The following is a 17,168-nucleotide window of genomic DNA, read 5'->3' as shown; positions in this document are numbered from 1 at the left end:
CGGTGCTGCCGCCGGCTGAGCTGCCTCGGCGGAAGCAGCCGGAACACTGCCACCGCCGGCAGTGCCCGCTCCCCCGCCGGAGCAGGAGCCAAGCATGATGCCAAGGAGCAGCACGCCGGCCGGGATGACGAAGCGCTTCTTCTTGAAGAACGGCCGCTGCATGGAGCCCTGAGGAGCGGGCGGGACAGGGGCGAAGTTAGGGTGGGTCATGGTGGTGCCTTTCGGTGATGCGGTGGATGCTGCGGAGACGGCTACTGCTTTTCCCATTTGCCGCAGCGGGTGGATTTGAAATCCTGGCCGGCGGAGAGTGCCACGGAGGGCCGCCCTCCGCCGGGGAGGTCGTTGTCGATGATGTTGCTGCCGTTGCTGCCGGTGGCATAGATGCCCCAGTAGCAGGAGGAGCCGACGTCGGTGGCCGTCCGATAGGTGCCCGGCTCAATGTCCGTACCAACAGTCCAGGTTCCGTCCCCAACTGTGTTGGCGGCCTTGGTCTTCTCCGCCCCGGTGACGGCCTCTTCGCGGGCCTTCACCGTCGCTTCAGCGGACTTGACCGCGGCATCGGCTTTTCCAACCTCGGCCTCCCGCGCCGCAACCTTGGACTCGCGGGACGCCATACCCCTCTCGAGGGTGTCGTACTTGCCTTTCAGCGTGGCGTAGCTGGACAGTGCGGCGTCGCGCTCAATCTCCACCGTCGACTTCTCATCTGCGAGGGACACATACGCCTCGCTGGTTTTCGGGTCCGGCAGGACAGTTCCGAAGGCAATTCCGCCGGCAAAGAGTACGACGGCAGCGCTCGCCACAAGAATGGGCTTCTTCCGGCTTCGTTTAGTCACGTGGGCGGGCTGACCGGACTCGGTTTCAACTACGGTCTTGCTCTCCGGCATGTCTGCCGGGCCGATGTCGCTGTTCAACATCTTCTCTTCCTCTGTTCGTGGATAACCGCTGAACGGCGGCGGGATACCGATCCCCCAATGCACGGTTTCCCGCCGCCGCCGCAGCTCCGGAAGATTCCTTCTTGGCTGCAGGACGAACTTATGGGCCGTCCGCGGCGCAGCCGCCGCAGACGATTGATAACCCGGGTTATCAGTGCACAGGCGTCAGTGTCACGGCATCCCGTTAGGCTGATGGAACGATTCCGACTGAAGGGGGCAGCCATGGACACAGCTACCGGCTCACTGCACATGAGCCTTTCCGACGTAGCTTCCCTTGCGCAGGTCCAGCGGCCGGTTGTCTCCATGTGGCGCAGGCGAAGCAGTGGAGGACCGCTGCCATTCCCAGCGGCCGCCGCGACCGCCAACGGAATCGAGCTGTTCGACGCCGACGAGGTAACCGCCTGGCTCCAAGCCACTGGACGCGGGAACAACCCGGAAGCTACGAACGACGCCGCCGTGTTCGCGAGGCTGGCCACCCCGGCAGCTGGAGCGCCCCGGGACAGTCGGCAGACCTTCGATGGCCTCACCTCGCTCCTCGCCCTAAAGGTCATCACCGGGCAGATCCTCAGCCGAACCAGCACCGCCGAGCTGCTGGACTCCGCCGATGAGGCTGACCCGGACGACGTCTTCCTCTACTCCGAGCTGGAGGCCCTGGGTACTGCACTGCCGGGCCTGGCGAACTTCGCCGACCGGCTTGCAGACAGTGCGTTCAGCGCGCCGGCAGCGTTCGAGAAACTGCTCGCCCACCGCTTCAAGGCAGGGCTGCGGGAGCAATCGGACACTGCCCTGACGGACGCTGCGCTCAACCTTGTCAGCAACACGGCACTGGAGCTCGCCGCAACCCTGGACCGGAAGCCGCTGTTCGTGGACTCCACGCCGGGTGGCAGCGACGTGATGCTCAGCATCGTGCAGCAGTCCGGCGAATCAGGCACGGTCACCTTTCTTGCAGCAGATCACGACGGCGGCGCCTCACGGTTTGCCCGCCGCCGCCTGGCAGTGCACGGCGCGGACAGCGCACCGGTCAAGGTTGACGCCAAAGGCGCCTTCACCGTCAGTGGTCCCGCCGTGCACGTGGCCCAATATCCGGCTCCGGGCGATCCTGCACTGGACACCACCGGCATCCTGCTGGGCATCGAGAACATCGTCCTGCAGATGGACGACTCCCAGCGGGCAGTGGTCATTGCCCCCGCCCGAGTGCTGTGCGACCCCCTGCAGGGCGAGGCCGGGAACCTGCGCGCGGGTCTCCTGCGTTCCGGCCGGGTGCGTGCAATCGTCCGGCTCCAGCCGGGTCTTCTTCGCGCCAAGCCGCGCGAACCGCAGGCCCTGTGGGTGCTGGGTCCGTCCTTCGCGGAAGTGCCCATCGCCGACCGCTGGACCATGGTGGCGGACCTGAGCACCACCCCGCTCACCCTCGATGTGAGCCAGGACCTGATCAGCGACGCCGTCGCCTCCATGGGCAGCCGCGCCACCATCCGTGCTCACTCCTTCCGGTTCGCCCGTCTGGTGCAGACGCGCATCCTGCTCGCTAGCCACGGATCGCTTGTCGGCGTCCCGCCGGCCAAAAGTACGACGGCGGCGCGCGGCATCGAGACAGCGCTGCAAATCGAGGAACTCGTCCGGGTCCTCTGCTCCGGGGAGGCCGAGCCGCCTGCACTGCCGGCGGTCCAGCCCGCGGCGGCCGGCGATCCGCTCCCGTCCGCAACGGTCCAGGAGCTTATGAATACCGGCAACCTCAGGTACGTGAAGGGTGTCCGCCTTGAGGAGGCCGACCTCAACGGCCGGGCCGGGAGCAGGATCCTGGGCCGCGAGGAACTGCTGGATCCCCACAACACCAACGCACGCTTCATCTCCCTGCTCGACTTCGCCGCCAAGTACCCGGCAGGCCGCCTGACCGAACCAGGCGACGTGGTCTTCTGTACCAGCCCGCGGCCCGCCGCCATCGTCGACGCGGACGGCGGCGCCGTCGTCGTCTTCCCCGCGCGGATCCTGAGGGTAGACCGCGGTGACCCGGGCGGCCTGGTGCCCGACGTCGTCGCCCGTGACATCAACTCCCTGAACCAGGAGGACAAGGCCTGGCGCAACTGGCGGCTGCGCCGCACAGCGGAAGCCCAGCGCCAGCCGCTGACCAACGCCCTGGAGGCCCTGCAACACGAGCAGGCCCAAGCCCGCGAACGGCTCAAACAACTGGAAGAACTCGCTACCCTGATTACGGACGGCGTAGCGGGCGGAAGCCTCACCCTGACAGACCCCATTTCCACCGCCGGACCAGAAGAAGGAACTGCATCATGCCCCCGAAAGTGAAGGCGGACCTCGCCCCGTCCACCATGAAGGAACTCAAGGACACGCTCTGGAAGGCGGCTGACAAGCTCCGCGGTTCGATGGACGCCTCGCAGTACAAGGACGTGATCCTGGGGCTGGTGTTCCTGAAGTATGTGTCGGACGCGTTCGAGGAGCGGCGCGGCCAGATCCAGGCCGAGCTGGAGGCTGACGGGCTCAACGAGGAGCAGATCGCCCAGCTGATCGACGACGTGGACGAGTACACCGGTCGCGGCGTGTTCTGGGTGTCGCCGCGGGCGCGGTGGACGTACCTGGCGGAGCACGCCAAGGGCCTGGACGCGGTGGACGGCGCGGCGCCCAAGTCCATCGGGCTGCTGATCGATGAGGCGATGGACCTCATAATGGCCGACAACAAGTCCCTGGCCGCCACCCTCCCCAGGATCTACAACCGGGACAACGTGGACCAACGCCGCCTGGGCGAGCTGCTGGACCTCTTCAACTCCGCCCGCTTCACCGGCCAGGGCGCCAGCAAGGCGCGCGACCTGCTCGGCGAGGTGTACGAGTACTTCCTGGAGAAGTTCGCCAAGGCCGAAGGGAAGCGCGGCGGCGAGTTCTATACCCCGGCCGGCGTGGTCCGGGTGCTGGTCGAGGTGCTGGAGCCCCACCGCGGGCGGGTGTATGACCCGTGCTGCGGTTCGGGCGGCATGTTCGTGCAGGCCGAGAAGTTCCTGGCTGCCCACCACCTGGAAGGCTCGGACATTTCGGTCTACGGCCAGGAGCTCAACGAGCGCACCTGGCGGATGGCGAAGATGAACCTGGCCATCCACGGCCTGAACGCCAACCTGGCCTCGCGCTGGGGGGACACGTTCGCCCGCGACCAGCACCCGGAGCTGACCGGGAACAACGGCGCGGACTTCATCATGGCCAACCCGCCGTTCAACATCAAGAACTGGGCCCGTTCGGAGTCTGACCCGCGCTGGAAGTACGGCGTCCCGCCGGCCGGCAACGCCAACTATGCCTGGATCCAGCACATCATTTCGAAGCTGGCGCCCGGCGGCAGCGCCGGCGTGGTCATGGCCAACGGCTCCATGTCCTCCAACTCCGGCGGCGAAGGTGAGATCCGCGCGCAGTTGGTGGAGGCCGACCTCGTCTCCTGCATGGTGGCCCTGCCCACCCAGCTGTTCCGCAGCACAGGCATTCCGGTGTGCACCTGGTTCTTTGCGAAGGACAAGACCGCCGGCCCGCGCGGCTCGGTGGACCGGACCGGGCAGGTGCTCTTCATCGATGCCCGGAACCTGGGCTACATGGTGGACCGCGCCGAGCGCGCCCTGTCCGACGAGGACATCGCCAAGATCGCCAACACGTACCACGCCTGGCGCGGCACGTCTTCGGCAGTCGAGGCAGGGCTGACGTACGACGACGAGGCCGGCTTCTGCTATTCGGCAAGCCTTGCCGAGGTCAAGGCAGCGGACTATGCGCTGACGCCCGGGCGCTATGTCGGAGCGGCCGACGTGGAGGACGACGGCGAGCCGATCGAGGAGAAGATCGCGCGGTTGTCCAAGGAGCTGTTTGAGCAGTTCGAGGAGTCGGAGCGGCTGGCTGGGGTTGTGCGCGAGCAGCTGGGGCGGGTTTCGTGACCTGGCGAACAGTGACGATTGAAAACATCGCTTCCGGCCAAGAATCAGCATTGGCTACAGGCCCATTCGGGTCGGCCGTGTCGTCGAAGAACTTCCGGCCGAATGGCGTTCCGATGCTCCGCGGAAGTAATCTCAGCGAAGATGTCGGCACAAAACTCAATGAAACCGACCTTGTTTACCTCGATCCTGAACTCGCTGCCACCTTTAGACGATCCGTCGCGAGACGTGGTGACCTCATATTCACTTGCTGGGGCACTGTCGGCCAGATCGGGTTGCTCGACTCGAATGCGAGCTTCGCGGAGTACATAGTCTCGAACAAACAGATGAAGCTGACGCCGGATCTGTCCAAAGTTGATCCTTTGTTCCTGTATTACAACCTGAACCAACCGAAGATGGTCTTCGAAGTTCAATCGCGGGCGATCGGCAGCACAATCCCGGGATTCAACCTTGGGCAGCTCAAATCCCTGACTGTGGAAATTCCCGATCTGAGCGAGCAGCGTGCCATCGCGGAGGTGCTGGGCGCCCTCGACGACAAGATCGTTGCCAACACCAAACTCTCGGTCACGGCGGATGAACTGCTGGCGACGAGATTTGAGTCAAGCGTGGATGCCGAGACCCCAATTGTTCGACTTTGCGAGATTGCTGACGTGAACAGGTTGACGCTGACGCCTACCCCTGGCGGCGAGCTCAGATATGTGGACATCGCCTCAGTGGGGGTCGGTTCTTATACGTTCCCACCGGCAACAGCTTGGGACGGTGCACCGTCTCGAGCTCGCCGGGCTATCCGGAAGGGCGACACACTTTGGTCTACCGTGCGCCCAAATCGGCGGTCTCATGCCCTGAACCTGTCCGACGACCCGCTACTGGTAGGTTCTACTGGTTTGGCCGTCCTGACTGCGCGGACCGTTGGCTGGGCGTACCTCTACGAGGTAACGCGTCAGCCCGCGTTCACGTCCTACTTGGAGACCGTTGCCGAGGGCAGCGCTTATCCAGCCGTGCGCGCCGACAAGTTCAGGGAAGCATTAGTGCCACTGGCTGACGACGCAAGCCAGCGTTCCTTTGAGCAACTCGCTGAACCTCTGCGGGAACAACTCCACTCGCTGGACCAAGAGAACCGGACCCTGGCCGACACTCGCAACGCACTCCTCCCCCAGCTCATGTCCGGCAAGTTGCGGGTCAAGGACGCGGAGAAGGTGCTTGAGAACGCCGGGGTATAGGCGCTTATTGAGGCGAGGGCACTGTAAAAGACGAGGGATCAATTGTGCAAGTGCCTCTTGCGCAACTGAGGGGGCGATGCCGCTCAATAGTGCAACAGCTTGTTGCACTATTGAGCCTATGAATTCCGCCTGCTGACCAAGCGTCTAAGTAAGCTGAACAAACAATCACTTTGGGGGATCACCGTGACAGCACCAGCAGTAGCCTTTTCTGAAGCCGACTGGGAGGGCGCCGCAAAGGAGCGGCTCGGCGAGCTGGACTGGAAGCCGATGGAGGGCCAGGCCATCGCGCCCGGCTCCGGGGAACGTGACTCTTGGGCTGAGCTGCTGGTCCGGCCACGCCTGCTCGCCGCCCTCCAGCGCCTCAACCCGACGGTCCCCGCCCAGTACCTGCAGCAGGCCCTGGCGGAAATCGCCTCGCCCAAATCGAACGACGCTATGGCCGAGAACCACCGCATCCACAACTGCCTCGTCGACGGCTACCGGCTCACATACATCGATTCAGACGGCAACGAGGCCAACCCCACCATCCGGCTGCTCAGCCAAGCACCGGACCAGAACGACTGGCTCGCCGTCAACCAGGTCACCCTGGTGCAGGGCGACTACAAACGGCGCTTCGACGTCGTGCTCTACTGCAACGGCATGCCCGTCAGCATCATCGAACTCAAGAAGGCCGGCAGCGCCCACGCCGACCTCCCCGGCGCCCACGCCCAGCTCCAGACCTACCTCCGCGAATTCCCCATGGCGTTCCGCTTCTGCGTCTTCACGCTCGCCAGCGACGGGATCCAGGCCAAGTACGGAACGCCGTTCACCCCCTTTAATCACTTCTCACCATGGAACGTAGACGACGACGGCGTCCCCGTCCCCCAGGGCTACATGCTCGACGGCGATGCGGTCACTGCGCTGGACACCGCGTTGGACGGCCTCTACAACCAGGAACGTTTCCTGCAGCTGGTCCGGAACTTCACCGCGTTCGACCAGGGCTCCGGCGGCCTGGCCAAGCGCATCGCCAAACCGCACCAGTACTATGCGGTCACAAAGGCTGTCGCCAGCACGATCCAAGCGGTCGAGAGCAACGGCAAGGCCGGGGTTGTCTGGCACACCCAGGGCTCAGGCAAGTCCATGGAAATGGAACTGTACGCGAACATGGTGGCGCGCGCGCCCAAGCTGAAAAACCCCACCGTCGTGGTCATCACGGACCGGAACGAGCTCGACGGGCAGCTGTTTGAAGGCTTTGACCGCAGCCTGCTTCTGGCCGAGCAGCCCAAGCAGATCAGGAAACGCTCCGAGCTGCGCGACGAACTGAGCAACCGGACCACGGGCGGCATCTACTTCACCACGCTTCAAAAGTTCGGCCGGAGCAAGTCCGAGAAGGACGCCGGCGCCGACCACCCGCTGCTGTCCGACCGGCGCAACATCATCGTGGTGGTGGACGAGGCCCACCGCTCGCACTACGACGACCTGGACGGCTACGCCCGGCATCTGCGCGACGCGCTCCCCCATGCAACCTTGATCGCCTTCACCGGAACCCCGATCTCCTTCGATGACCGCAACACCCAGGACGTCTTCGGCGACTACATCGACATCTACGACCTATCGCGGGCTGTGGAGGACGGCGCCACCGTGCCCGTGTACTTCGAACCGCGGCTGATCAAGGTGGGGCTTTCCGAAGGCGTCACGGAGGAGGACCTGGACAAGTCAGCCGACGAACTGACCCTCGGGCTCGACGATACGGAACGTGCGCGCATCGAGGCGAGTGTCGCCGTCGTCAACGCAGTCTATGGTGCGCCGCAGCGCATCGCTGCGCTGGCCGAGGATCTGGTGGCGCACTGGGAGAACCGGCGCGAGCGGATGGGCAAGTTCATCGAGGCGCCGGGCAAGGCGATGATCGTGGGCGGGACGCGGGAAATCTGCGCCAAGCTGTACTCCGCGATCGTGGAGCTGCGTCCAGACTGGCATTCGGACGATCTCTCGAAGGGCAGGATCAAGGTGGTGTACTCCGGCGACGCGACCGACGTGGCGCCGGTATCCGACCACGTGCGCCGGGATTCGCTGAATGCTCAGGTCAAGGAACGTCTCAAGAACGTCGACGACGAGCTGGAGCTCGTGATCGTCAAGGACATGATGCTCACCGGCTACGACTCTCCTCCGCTTCACACCCTGTACTTGGACCGGCCGCTCAAGGGCGCGCTGCTGATGCAGACCCTGGCGCGAGTGAACCGCACGTTCCGCGGCAAGGAAGACGGGCTGCTGGTGGCGTACGCGCCGCTCGCGGAGAACCTGGCAAAGGCGCTGGGCGAGTACACGCAGTCGGACCGGGCGAACAAGCCGGTGGGCAAGAACATTGAGGAGGCTGTTGGGCTGACGGTTTCCCTGGTGGAGACTTTGCGTTCCCTGCTGGCCGGCTACGACTGGAAGTCCGTGCTGATGAAGGGCGGGCCGAAGTCGTTCCTGAACGCCGTGACCGGCGCGGTCAGCTACCTGCGCAATCCTGCGACGCCGGGCAACCTGTCCGCGGACGGGGAAGATTCTCTGGCCGCGAAGTACCGGAAGTTCTCCAGCCAGCTGTCCCGTGCGTGGGCGCTGTGCTCCGGGTCCGAGACGTTGGTTGAGCTGCGGCCGGAGATTCAGGTGTACGAGGAAATCCGCGTCTGGATAGCGAAGTACGACGCCGCGGACCGGCAGGCCAGCGGCGAGCCGGTTCCCGAGGACATCCAGCGGCTGCTGGGGAACCTGATTGCGTCCGCAACGTCCTCCGGTGAAGTGCTGGACATCTACGACGCTGCCGGCATGCCCAAGCCGTCCCTGGATGACCTGACGCCGGAATTCATCGCCAAGACGCAGAAGGCACGGAACCCGCAGCTGGCCATCGAGGCGCTGCGGAAGCTGATCGCCGATGAGTCTGCTTCATCCACCCGGAATAACGTGATCCGGCAGCGGGCGTTCTCGGAGCGGATCACGGAGCTGATGAAGAAGTACACGAACCAACAGCTGACGTCGGCCGAGGTTATTGCCGAGCTCGTGGAGCTAGCACGTGAGGTAGCAGCGGAAGGTAAGCGCGGGGAACAGTTCACTCCCCCGCTGAACTCGGATGAGCTGGCGTTCTACGACGCCGTTGCCCAGAACGAGTCGGCGGTGGACGTCCAGGGCGAAGGCGTACTCGCAGACATTGCCCGCGAGCTTGTCTCGGTGATGCGCCGCGACGTCCGGACAGACTGGACGGTGCGCGATGACGTCCGGGCGAAGCTTCGGTCCTCAATCAAGCGGCTCCTGGTGCGGTTCGGCTATCCGCCGGACAAGCAGCCGGAGGCCATCAAACTCGTCATGGAGCAGATGGAGTCCATGGCGCCAAGGTTTGCCGAAGCACGGGCGTAGCCCACGAAATTTCCGCCAACAGGTGGTTGGAACAGCACGATGAAAATGGGGATATGACTACTTACGAAGCATCCAAGGGGAACGCGGTTCCGGACGTGCCGCCGGCGCCGGACCATGCACCGCAACTGAGGGCCAAGCGTCTGAAGTTATCGAAACTCCGGTCGGCCAACGGGGCCAGGATCGTTTTGGGCTCAGTGCTGGGTCTGCTGCTGATCATCACGTGGATCGTCAACAACCCTGCGATTCATAGCGGCAGCAATCCGTCAGACTGGAGAGCGGACCTTACCGAGGCTGCCGTCACGAATGAACTAAACGCAGGCGAGACCAAGGGGGCACCGCAGCAAAGTGTGGTCAACGGGTGGTACTTGAACGACATTGCGGTGGTTCAAGCAGCCCAGAATAGCTACATCGCTGGAAGTTCCATGCGGAATGGAAACCTGTTGGCCCTGATTGGGTTAGGAGTAGCCGGGGAACTCATCATCCGGGGCGTCGAACGGGTAAACCGGCAGCGGCCGGTCATGTCCTGACCCCGCGGGAAATTGGACGGTTTCCTACTTGTTGTAGACGTCGCGGCGGTGCCCTACGGTCACAACCACAACGAGCAAAACGTCATCCTCGATCGTATAGATGATCCGGTAGTCACCAACACGGACCCGATAGCCCGGACGGCCGCTCAAGGCAATTGCTTTGGGCGGCCGCGGGTCCTGGCCGAGGAGCGCGATGGCACCTTGAATGCGTTCTTTGTCCTCGGGATGAATTTTTTTTAGTGCGCGGATGGCCGCAGGTCTCAGCTCAATCCGGTAGGGGCTCATGCCCAGCCCAGATCCGCCTTCACTTGTACCCAGGGAATGTTCTCGCCTTCTTCCGCCATGGCTGCATCGAATGCCGCAATGTCCTCGACTTCTTCCAAAGCATCAAGCATCTGCTCATATCGCTCTGGCGATACCAAGACTGCTGCCCGATGTCCGCGACGCTCAATGAATACCGGCTCCGACTCGGCCTTTTCGATGAGCTCGGGCAAGTGTGATCGCGCGTCAGTGATGTTGATGGTCGACATGAAACAAATGTACATCCGCTAGCACCAGATGTACATCTGCTCCATACGAAACAAGCGAGATGTAGATGGACAGGCTACTTGGTCCCGAGGACCATTCCCCTCCCCTGCGCTCACGCGGCGGCATGAGCCCGGCCGCATCGTCCCGTGGTCAAGCTAGTTGGTCCTTTTTGCATCGGACTCGAGGCGGAGTTCGGCTACCAGGTCGTCGAACGGCATGCGCCGGTCACTGGCCAGACGGCGGCTGGCTTCCTCTTCCAGCCGGAGCTCGCCGGGCTGCGCCTCGGTGTTCGTCTCGTTGGTCCCGATCGAGGTTAAGGGCCATCGTGCGTACGTGTCCTTCTGTGAGTTCTTGGTCGTTCTCGCTGACCTTCGCACGATGGCTTTTCACATCGCCGGAGCGACACATCAAGCCCGGGAAACTACACCACTGCCAGGGGCGCTGCCTGATTTTGTTGGCCAGGCGGTTCGGCTGGCACTCACGCGTCCTCGGCAGCTTTCGGGAACCGCCGTCGAAGATCGTCCAGACGTGCCTGTGTTTCCTCTGCCTCGACGGAGAGTTCTAGGTCGCGAAGGTAAGTTCCGAGGCGATCGAGAAGTTGTGTGAGGTGTTGCATGTGGTCATCTGGGTTTAGCTCAGCCGGCAACTGGAGATGGCCAACAGCTCGGGTAATTGCCTGCACGGCCTCATGACGACGGTCGAGTGCGCTTAACGATTCTCCTAGGAGACCAAGCGCGTGTGCGAGCGAGACTTGGAGTTCGTTGTCGCTGGGGTCGCCGTCAACTAGTGCCTGCCACACGTTGGCTGACTGTTCAGCGGCGGTAGCGGCTTCGGAATGCTCCAGTAGCTGGGTGTGGGCGTAGGCAAGCATGAAAAAAGCAACCGCCATGCTGTTGCGTTGGTCCCTGGCTCCACTCGACATGGCCCGATAGATCGAGATGGTGTCCATTAGAGGTTGAATGGAATCCTGCCATCGGCCTGCGGCAAAAAGAGCCTTCCACAATTCTTGAAGGGCATCACCGAGCGTTCTCATTGAATCGTGGTCATCGGAAGTCTCAGCAAGTGACGCCTGGCAGGATTGCACTCTTCTTGTCAAAAACACGACGGCTTCGTCCGCATCGCCCTTCTGGAGGAGGGCCCGCCCGAGAACTGAACTAGCTGCGCTCGAGAGTATCCGTGCTTCATCTTCCAGTCCTTCGACCCCTTCAAGGACTTCGATGGCTCTTCGCGCGTGCCTCACCGCAGCATCCGGTCGGTCAGCGCTCGCGTGAGAGGAAGCCAGCCAATAGAGTGATTGCCCGTACTCCAACCGTCTCTTGTGGTCTGCGGGAGACATCTGGCAAAGCAATTCCGCGATGTTAGCCCCACTCGCGAAGTGCGTGGCAGCCACCTGAAAGCGGCCAGCCCTTAAAGAGGTAAATCCGGCTTGGAGGTAGGCGTTGGAGAGTTCGATGGGATCTTCCCCGGGGGAGGCGTCAGACTTGGCTCGAGTGATTTCGAGCCTTCCTTCTACCAAGCCCGCTGCATCCTCCCACCGCTCGTGCTTCATCGCCCTTACAGACAAAAAAGCGAGCAAGACGGGGAGTTCATCCTTCATCCATTCGCGAATCTTCGAGTCAACCTCCCGATCATCCCGATCGGGGTTCTGACTTGAGCGGGCAGAGAATCTCGACGCTGAAGAATTGACGTTGGCTTGTGCCTCTCTTACTCGCCCCTGGTGCAACTGAACGCTGGCAAGGAGAAGAGGGTCGCCTTCCGCTCGCTCGAACCACTTTTCAGCTTCCCGCCACTCGCCCAACTGGGAGCACACGTACGCCAACCTCGTGTGGATACGCCCGAGCTGAACCCAGCGGCCCAATTCCGTCTTTTCGCTGAGGCGGGCTGCCTGAAGCAAATAACCCTTCGCCTCGGTGAGTCGTCCTGCTATTGCCAGCTGCTGCCCAAGCTTTGCGAGCGTTGATGCCTCCTCATCCGCATCACTATCTTCAACTGCGCCGGCGGGCGGTCGGCTCTCCCAGAGTGACAGAGCGCTATCGAGCGCCGCCCGGGATTCGTTATCGTCCGACAGGTTCTGATAAATCTCGGCCAGTGCCAACCTGTCCGAAATCGAGGCGTCGCTCGTCGACTTTCGTGCGGCCCATCGTTGTAGCAGTTTTGCAGCCTTTCTACGACGTTCTCGAGACAGTCCGGGCTGATCCATTTCTGCATCGATGTCTGCCAGGGAGACGAGGTATTCTGCCCGCAAATTGTCGTTGAGATCCGGGAGTTCCGCAAGGTCGCGGTAGATCGAGGAAGCGGCATCCAGATACTTGTGGGCCTCCGAGTGTCGCCCCAGTTCTCGTTGAGCGCGTCCAATGTTCGCTAAGCGCTCCGCCAGATCGGCGCGCCCTACAGCACCGCCACGGACTAGGTGCGGTTCCAGTAGTTCCAGTTCCCACAGATCTCGCTCGATACTTGTTTGGTCCGTCGATGGCGCGGAGAACCCCACAAGCGCGGTTGCCATGCTTCGCGTCAAAGCGTTCAGCTTGGGTAACGCCGCGATGGGTCCTACGGCCGCCCGAATATTCTGGGGCTGTGCATTGGCTGGATTCGACGTGAGCTCACGCAGCCACTGCTCGGCCAGGACGGCGCCAGCTAGGGCAAGTTCCTCGGGGGCTGAGGCCTCACGGATGGCGCGAGCTGCCAATTGATGAATCGCGAGGCGGCCAACCTGCCAGCTTCCTGTGAGCTGGATGATTCCGTAGTCAACGAGGCGTTTGACCCCGGGATGCATTCTCGTCCTGGTTGCCGGCAGATCTGCCTCACCTGCAACCCACTCGCAGACACTATCCCGCTGCCAGAGCCACGTGGGGTGTCCATCTGGATCCTGCAGGGCCGCGACCATTGCTGTCCGTTCCACCACACCGTTCGGCATGTCTTGAGCAGCTTTGTCTAGTGCGACCTTCCAAGTGGCGCCAATGAGCGTTGGATAGCCTCCAGCATCAGAATAATCCGCCGCTTCATCCATTCGCGGGGACTCATGGAACTCTTGGACCCAGTCAGAGACAGGCATCCTGTTGGCGGCAATTGTGGAAGCCGCAATGGACAGCGCCAACGGGTGGTGCCTCACTGTGTCGGACAACCCGGCCCTGTCATGCACGGACGTCTCGGGCAGGCGGGTATTGAGAAATTCTTCAGCCTCGTCCCGAGAGAACAGCTCCGCTTCGACCTGATGGCCAGAGCCGCTGATCAGATGGGAGGCGCTCAATGTTGTGATGAGAACCCGTCCCCTCGGATTCCTCCCGGGTGGGACCAATTTGCGCTCAATTAGCTCTGCGGCGTTCGCGTCGTCGAAGACGATCAGCCAGCGCATGTCGGTCGTTCTCAGATGATCGAGTAACCCGCGCGCAAGCTGGTCTTCGCGATCCCCGGCGTTTGCTGCGCCGGAGTTTTTGGGGCCACCATCAAGTCGTTCCGCTGCCCGTGCCAATTCTCGGGTTACGGCCACGGCATCGGCGGACTCCACCCAAATCAGCAAGTTGTGGCGCTCGTCGTCTAAACTCCCGAGCGCTTCCTGCATGATCTTGCGAGCCGCATAGGATTTCCCCAAACCAGGCCCGCCACGCAACCAAACACGCCGATCGCCGCCGTCGCCCCAAGCGCGGTCAATCTCGCTGTCAAATGCACGAGGCTGATAGTGGCCCCCCACCTCCGCAAAGTTCCCAACAAGTATCTGCTCGGTTGACGATCCTTTTGGTTCTGGCGGTAGCGCATCAGCTAGTGCTTGGACCGCAGAGCTGGGGAGGCCGACATCATCCATCTGGTAAGCACCTGTCGATGGCCAAACAAGCCTTCTGATTCCGGGCTTGGTGCCGTTCAGCATTTTCGCTCCGCCAACTATTGGCGCTGGCTTCGTATGAGAGTCGAGGAACCACTGTGCGGCTAGTACGGCGAGCCTAGCCGTCTGCCTCCGGAAAGTGTCACCGGAAGACTTACCTTGAACTCCTGCTTGGTTTCCGCGATCCGTCCAATGCATCGTCGCAAAGTCCTTGCCGATGCCGGGGGCGAAAATGTCCGCCTTGACCTTCTTCCCATCCTTGAGGATTTCATCCGGAAGTAACGGCAGCAAAGGGCGTTGGTCGTTGTGTTCCAGATTCCAAGCCACCTGAGCTAGGAGAAGGACCTCACGCTGGCTCAGGGAGCGGTTCTTATTGAGAGCGCTACGCACCGTTCCGTCATCAGCGAGGTTCACGGAAGCCTTATAAAGCGAATTTCTCAGCGATTCGGTGTTGGCAGAATCGAGAAAGTTGTCGACAAATTCTCGGGCTTCCAAGGGTAACACGGGGCGCTCGAACTCGATGGGGTCAAGGTGCTGACTGTCCGTCAGGCCGTATCTAGCGACCAAACTATGCAGATAGGCGGCAAGAACCACCACTGGCTCCACTGAGTTCGGAGAGTATCCCAAAACGTCTTTGATTGCTTGTGTGAGTGTGCCGTTTACACGCAGCTCCGCGTTTCCCATGACTAGATTTTGTCACCTGTCGCACTTAATCTGCGCCAAGGCATCGCTAGGCATACGGGCGGTTGATGCCTAGCGATGCCCCGTTCGATCGTGGAACCAGCGTCAACTGACGCATCCGGAACGGAAGGAACGCAGGACATGAACACAACCATTGCGGCGCTACTTATCGGAACCGCTATTCTCGCGGCTTTTTCTCTCTGGCTATTCACTTACCTGAAAAGCCAACGGTCATCCCAGCCCCGATTTGCTGTACCGCCCGTTTACACGAAACATGCAAAGGAACGGATGCTCGAACGCCAGGTGCAGCAGCACCACATCGAAGAGGTTCTTGCCAAGCCCAGTCGACAGATCCCGGATCGGGATAATGACAGCGTTCGCCTCGAAGCCCAGATTGATGGACGGATCCTAAAGGTCTGGGTAGTGGCAGAACCCTGGATTACAGCAAAGGCAGCGACAGTAAAGACGACGGCGTGGGCTGACGTAGTGCAGACGTTTCAGATCCCGGCTGGTCAAACTGGAATCGTCATCGGGGTTGGGGGCTCTAGCATTCGCCAGATCGAGGCCGCGTCGAACTCTCGGATAAGTATCGGCAGGACTGGGATGGCGACAGTTTCGGCCGGCTGTGCTGCGTCCGTTGAGAAGGCCAAACAAATGATCTTCAGAGTCGTCGATCGCGCCCATGACGCGAGCCCCAGCGGCTATCGAGCAGCCTGAAGTGCTCGTGCGTAATCCTACGAAAACGTAAGGAGGTGATCATGATGACCAGCAAGAATTCCAATGGCGCAGCTAAAGCGGGAGCCGTACCCCGCACGGTTTCTCCGGCGCGCCTCCAGCAGAAGACTGGCTCAGCCAACGCGTTCGGCGGCTACGAAAAAGTGAAGCATTCCAACAACACCTTCAGCATGCGTACAACGAAGAAGTGACTCCGAAGTAGGAAAGCGCCTCGTCCGGATAGCCACTAATGGCGGCCCCGGACGGGGCGCTATTCATAGGAAAGAAGATGCGTCCCCTCTAGATGAGATCAAGCCAATCCGGCACGAAAGCAGGCCTACATGAAGGAATTAGCGGCTGCCGTAGTGGAGGCCACGGACATCGTGAGGCTATGCGGGCAGCAGGAGACTAGAAGTCCCAGTCCTCATCCTCAGTGTTAACGGCCTTGCCGATCACGTACGACGAACCCGATCCCGAGAAGAAGTCGTGGTTCTCGTCAGCGTTGGGCGACAGCGCCGAGAGGATTGCCGGGTTCACGTCGGTCACGGACGCCGGGAACATGGCTTCGTAGCCGAGGTTCATCAGGGCCTTGTTGGCGTTGTAGTGCAGGAACTTCTTGACGTCCTCGGCCAGGCCGACGCCGTCGTACAGATCGTGCGTGTACTGGACTTCGTTTTCGTACAGCTCAAACAGCAGCTCGAACGTGTAGTCCTTGATCTCCTGCTTGCGTTCCTCGGACAGGCCTTCAAGACCCTTCTGGAACTTGTAGCCGATGTAGTAGCCGTGTACGGCCTCATCACGGATGATCAGGCGGATCAGGTCGGCCGTGTTCGTCAGTTTGGCGCGTGAGGACCAGTACATGGGCAGGTAGAAGCCGGAGTAGAACAGGAAGCTCTCCAGCAGCGTGGAAGCAACCTTGCGCTTCAGCGGGTCGTCGCCCTGGTAGTAGTCCATGACGATCTGCGCCTTCTTCTGAAGGTTCGCGTTCTCGGTGGACCAGCGGAATGCCTCGTCGATCTCCTTGGTGGAGGCCAGCGTGGAGAAGATGGAGGAGTAGCTCTTGGCGTGCACGGACTCCATGAAGGCGATGTTGGTGTACACGGCTTCTTCATGCGGAGTCAGGGCATCCGGAATCAGGGAGACTGCGCCGACGGTGCCCTGGATGGTGTCCAGCAGGGTCAGGCCGGTGAACACACGCATGGTGAGCTGCTGTTCGGCAGGCGTCAGCGTGTTCCACGACTGGACGTCGTTGGACAGCGGCACCTTCTCCGGCAGCCAGAAGTTGTTGACGAGACGGTTCCAGACGTCCACGTCCTTGTCGTCCTGGATGCGGTTCCAGTTGATGGCCTCGACGTGGCTAAGCAGCTTGACCTTCTCGGTCATGTCATCCCCTATGTTTTGGGTGGTTTCTCTAAGTTAAAGCGTACGACGGCGGGCGGGCACCCGCCGTCGTACTGGCACAATTA

Annotated in this window: 13 protein-coding genes and 1 pseudogene; 7 read left to right on the top strand and 7 right to left on the bottom strand. The window is 61.9% G+C overall.

The features are described 5' to 3' along the window. A pseudogene (locus tag AC5RV1_RS17690) lies at positions 1-210 on the bottom strand (DUF4352 domain-containing protein); the annotation flags it as partial. Positions 211-251: 41 nt separating this feature from the next. Next, positions 252-914: an Rv1352/Rv1906c domain-containing protein gene (locus AC5RV1_RS17685; RefSeq protein WP_493995451.1), complete on the bottom strand. Its 663-nt coding sequence runs from the start codon at positions 912-914 to the stop codon at positions 252-254. A gap of 240 nt (positions 915-1,154) precedes the next feature. Between AC5RV1_RS17685 and AC5RV1_RS17680 the strand changes: the two genes are divergently transcribed. The 5 genes from AC5RV1_RS17680 to AC5RV1_RS17660 all read left to right on the top strand — a co-directional run bounded on the left by AC5RV1_RS17680 (position 1,155) and on the right by AC5RV1_RS17660 (position 9,962). Beyond that, the gene (locus tag AC5RV1_RS17680; protein WP_493995450.1) at positions 1,155-3,233 is read left to right on the top strand and encodes a hypothetical protein; all 2,079 of its coding nucleotides are present in this window, start codon (positions 1,155-1,157) and stop codon (positions 3,231-3,233) included. Then, a complete protein-coding gene (locus AC5RV1_RS17675; protein ID WP_493995449.1) occupies positions 3,218-4,846 on the top strand; it encodes a class I SAM-dependent DNA methyltransferase in 1,629 nt (542 codons plus the stop codon). The genes AC5RV1_RS17680 and AC5RV1_RS17675 overlap by 16 nt, the downstream gene beginning before the upstream one ends. Before the next feature lie 11 nt (positions 4,847-4,857). After that, positions 4,858-6,063: a restriction endonuclease subunit S gene (locus AC5RV1_RS17670; RefSeq protein WP_493995448.1), complete on the top strand. Its 1,206-nt coding sequence runs from the start codon at positions 4,858-4,860 to the stop codon at positions 6,061-6,063. A 183-nt stretch (positions 6,064-6,246) separates the two neighbouring features. After that, on the top strand, positions 6,247-9,435 hold the full coding sequence (locus tag AC5RV1_RS17665) for a type I restriction endonuclease subunit R (protein ID WP_493995447.1): 3,189 nt from the start codon (positions 6,247-6,249) through the stop codon (positions 9,433-9,435). 53 nt (positions 9,436-9,488) lie between these two features. Continuing rightward, the gene (locus AC5RV1_RS17660) at positions 9,489-9,962 is read left to right on the top strand and encodes a hypothetical protein (RefSeq protein WP_493995446.1); all 474 of its coding nucleotides are present in this window, start codon (positions 9,489-9,491) and stop codon (positions 9,960-9,962) included. Between the two features lie 24 nt (positions 9,963-9,986). Here AC5RV1_RS17660 and AC5RV1_RS17655 read toward each other — a convergent pair whose 3' ends face one another. The 4 genes from AC5RV1_RS17655 to AC5RV1_RS17640 all read right to left on the bottom strand — a co-directional run bounded on the left by AC5RV1_RS17655 (position 9,987) and on the right by AC5RV1_RS17640 (position 14,991). Then, a complete protein-coding gene (locus AC5RV1_RS17655) occupies positions 9,987-10,247 on the bottom strand; it encodes a type II toxin-antitoxin system RelE family toxin (protein ID WP_104998170.1) in 261 nt (86 codons plus the stop codon). Continuing rightward, positions 10,244-10,492: a type II toxin-antitoxin system Phd/YefM family antitoxin gene (locus AC5RV1_RS17650; RefSeq protein ID WP_142037365.1), complete on the bottom strand. Its 249-nt coding sequence runs from the start codon at positions 10,490-10,492 to the stop codon at positions 10,244-10,246. Before AC5RV1_RS17650 ends, AC5RV1_RS17655 begins: the two co-directional genes overlap by 4 nt. A gap of 153 nt (positions 10,493-10,645) precedes the next feature. Then, on the bottom strand, positions 10,646-10,867 hold the full coding sequence (locus tag AC5RV1_RS17645) for a hypothetical protein (RefSeq protein ID WP_493995445.1): 222 nt from the start codon (positions 10,865-10,867) through the stop codon (positions 10,646-10,648). A gap of 101 nt (positions 10,868-10,968) precedes the next feature. Further along, on the bottom strand, positions 10,969-14,991 hold the full coding sequence (locus AC5RV1_RS17640) for a tetratricopeptide repeat protein (protein ID WP_493995444.1): 4,023 nt from the start codon (positions 14,989-14,991) through the stop codon (positions 10,969-10,971). Positions 14,992-15,129: 138 nt separating this feature from the next. Here AC5RV1_RS17640 and AC5RV1_RS17635 point away from each other — a divergent pair, with 138 nt between their 5' ends. Then, positions 15,130-15,705: a KH domain-containing protein gene (locus tag AC5RV1_RS17635; protein ID WP_493995443.1), complete on the top strand. Its 576-nt coding sequence runs from the start codon at positions 15,130-15,132 to the stop codon at positions 15,703-15,705. A gap of 41 nt (positions 15,706-15,746) precedes the next feature. After that, positions 15,747-15,914: a hypothetical protein gene (locus AC5RV1_RS17630; RefSeq protein ID WP_493995442.1), complete on the top strand. Its 168-nt coding sequence runs from the start codon at positions 15,747-15,749 to the stop codon at positions 15,912-15,914. A gap of 196 nt (positions 15,915-16,110) precedes the next feature. Here AC5RV1_RS17630 and nrdF read toward each other — a convergent pair whose 3' ends face one another. After that, complete coding sequence (nrdF, locus tag AC5RV1_RS17625) at positions 16,111-17,085, bottom strand: class 1b ribonucleoside-diphosphate reductase subunit beta (protein WP_493948903.1); 975 nt, start codon at positions 17,083-17,085, stop codon at positions 16,111-16,113. Between the last annotated feature and the right edge of the window lie 83 nt (positions 17,086-17,168).

Source organism: Arthrobacter sp. Hb9-2 (genome assembly GCF_059091165.1).
The sequence above is the reverse complement of the archived record's forward strand: the minus strand, read 5'-3'. Positions and strand labels throughout refer to the sequence as shown.

Bases quoted from the DNA above. Each gene is read 5' to 3' on its own strand.
- nrdF (WP_493948903.1), bottom strand. From the start codon at position 17,085: ATGACCGAGAAGGTCAAGCTGCTTAGCCACGTCGAGGCCATCAACTGG.
- AC5RV1_RS17685 (WP_493995451.1), bottom strand. From the start codon at position 914: ATGTTGAACAGCGACATCGGCCCGGCAGACATGCCGGAGAGCAAGACC.
- AC5RV1_RS17635 (WP_493995443.1), top strand. From the start codon at position 15,130: ATGAACACAACCATTGCGGCGCTACTTATCGGAACCGCTATTCTCGCG.
- AC5RV1_RS17675 (WP_493995449.1), top strand. From the start codon at position 3,218: ATGCCCCCGAAAGTGAAGGCGGACCTCGCCCCGTCCACCATGAAGGAA.
- AC5RV1_RS17630 (WP_493995442.1), top strand. From the start codon at position 15,747: ATGATGACCAGCAAGAATTCCAATGGCGCAGCTAAAGCGGGAGCCGTA.
- AC5RV1_RS17680 (WP_493995450.1), top strand. From the start codon at position 1,155: ATGGACACAGCTACCGGCTCACTGCACATGAGCCTTTCCGACGTAGCT.
- AC5RV1_RS17650 (WP_142037365.1), bottom strand. From the start codon at position 10,492: ATGTCGACCATCAACATCACTGACGCGCGATCACACTTGCCCGAGCTC.
- AC5RV1_RS17640 (WP_493995444.1), bottom strand. From the start codon at position 14,991: ATGGGAAACGCGGAGCTGCGTGTAAACGGCACACTCACACAAGCAATC.
- AC5RV1_RS17660 (WP_493995446.1), top strand. From the start codon at position 9,489: ATGACTACTTACGAAGCATCCAAGGGGAACGCGGTTCCGGACGTGCCG.
- AC5RV1_RS17655 (WP_104998170.1), bottom strand. From the start codon at position 10,247: ATGAGCCCCTACCGGATTGAGCTGAGACCTGCGGCCATCCGCGCACTA.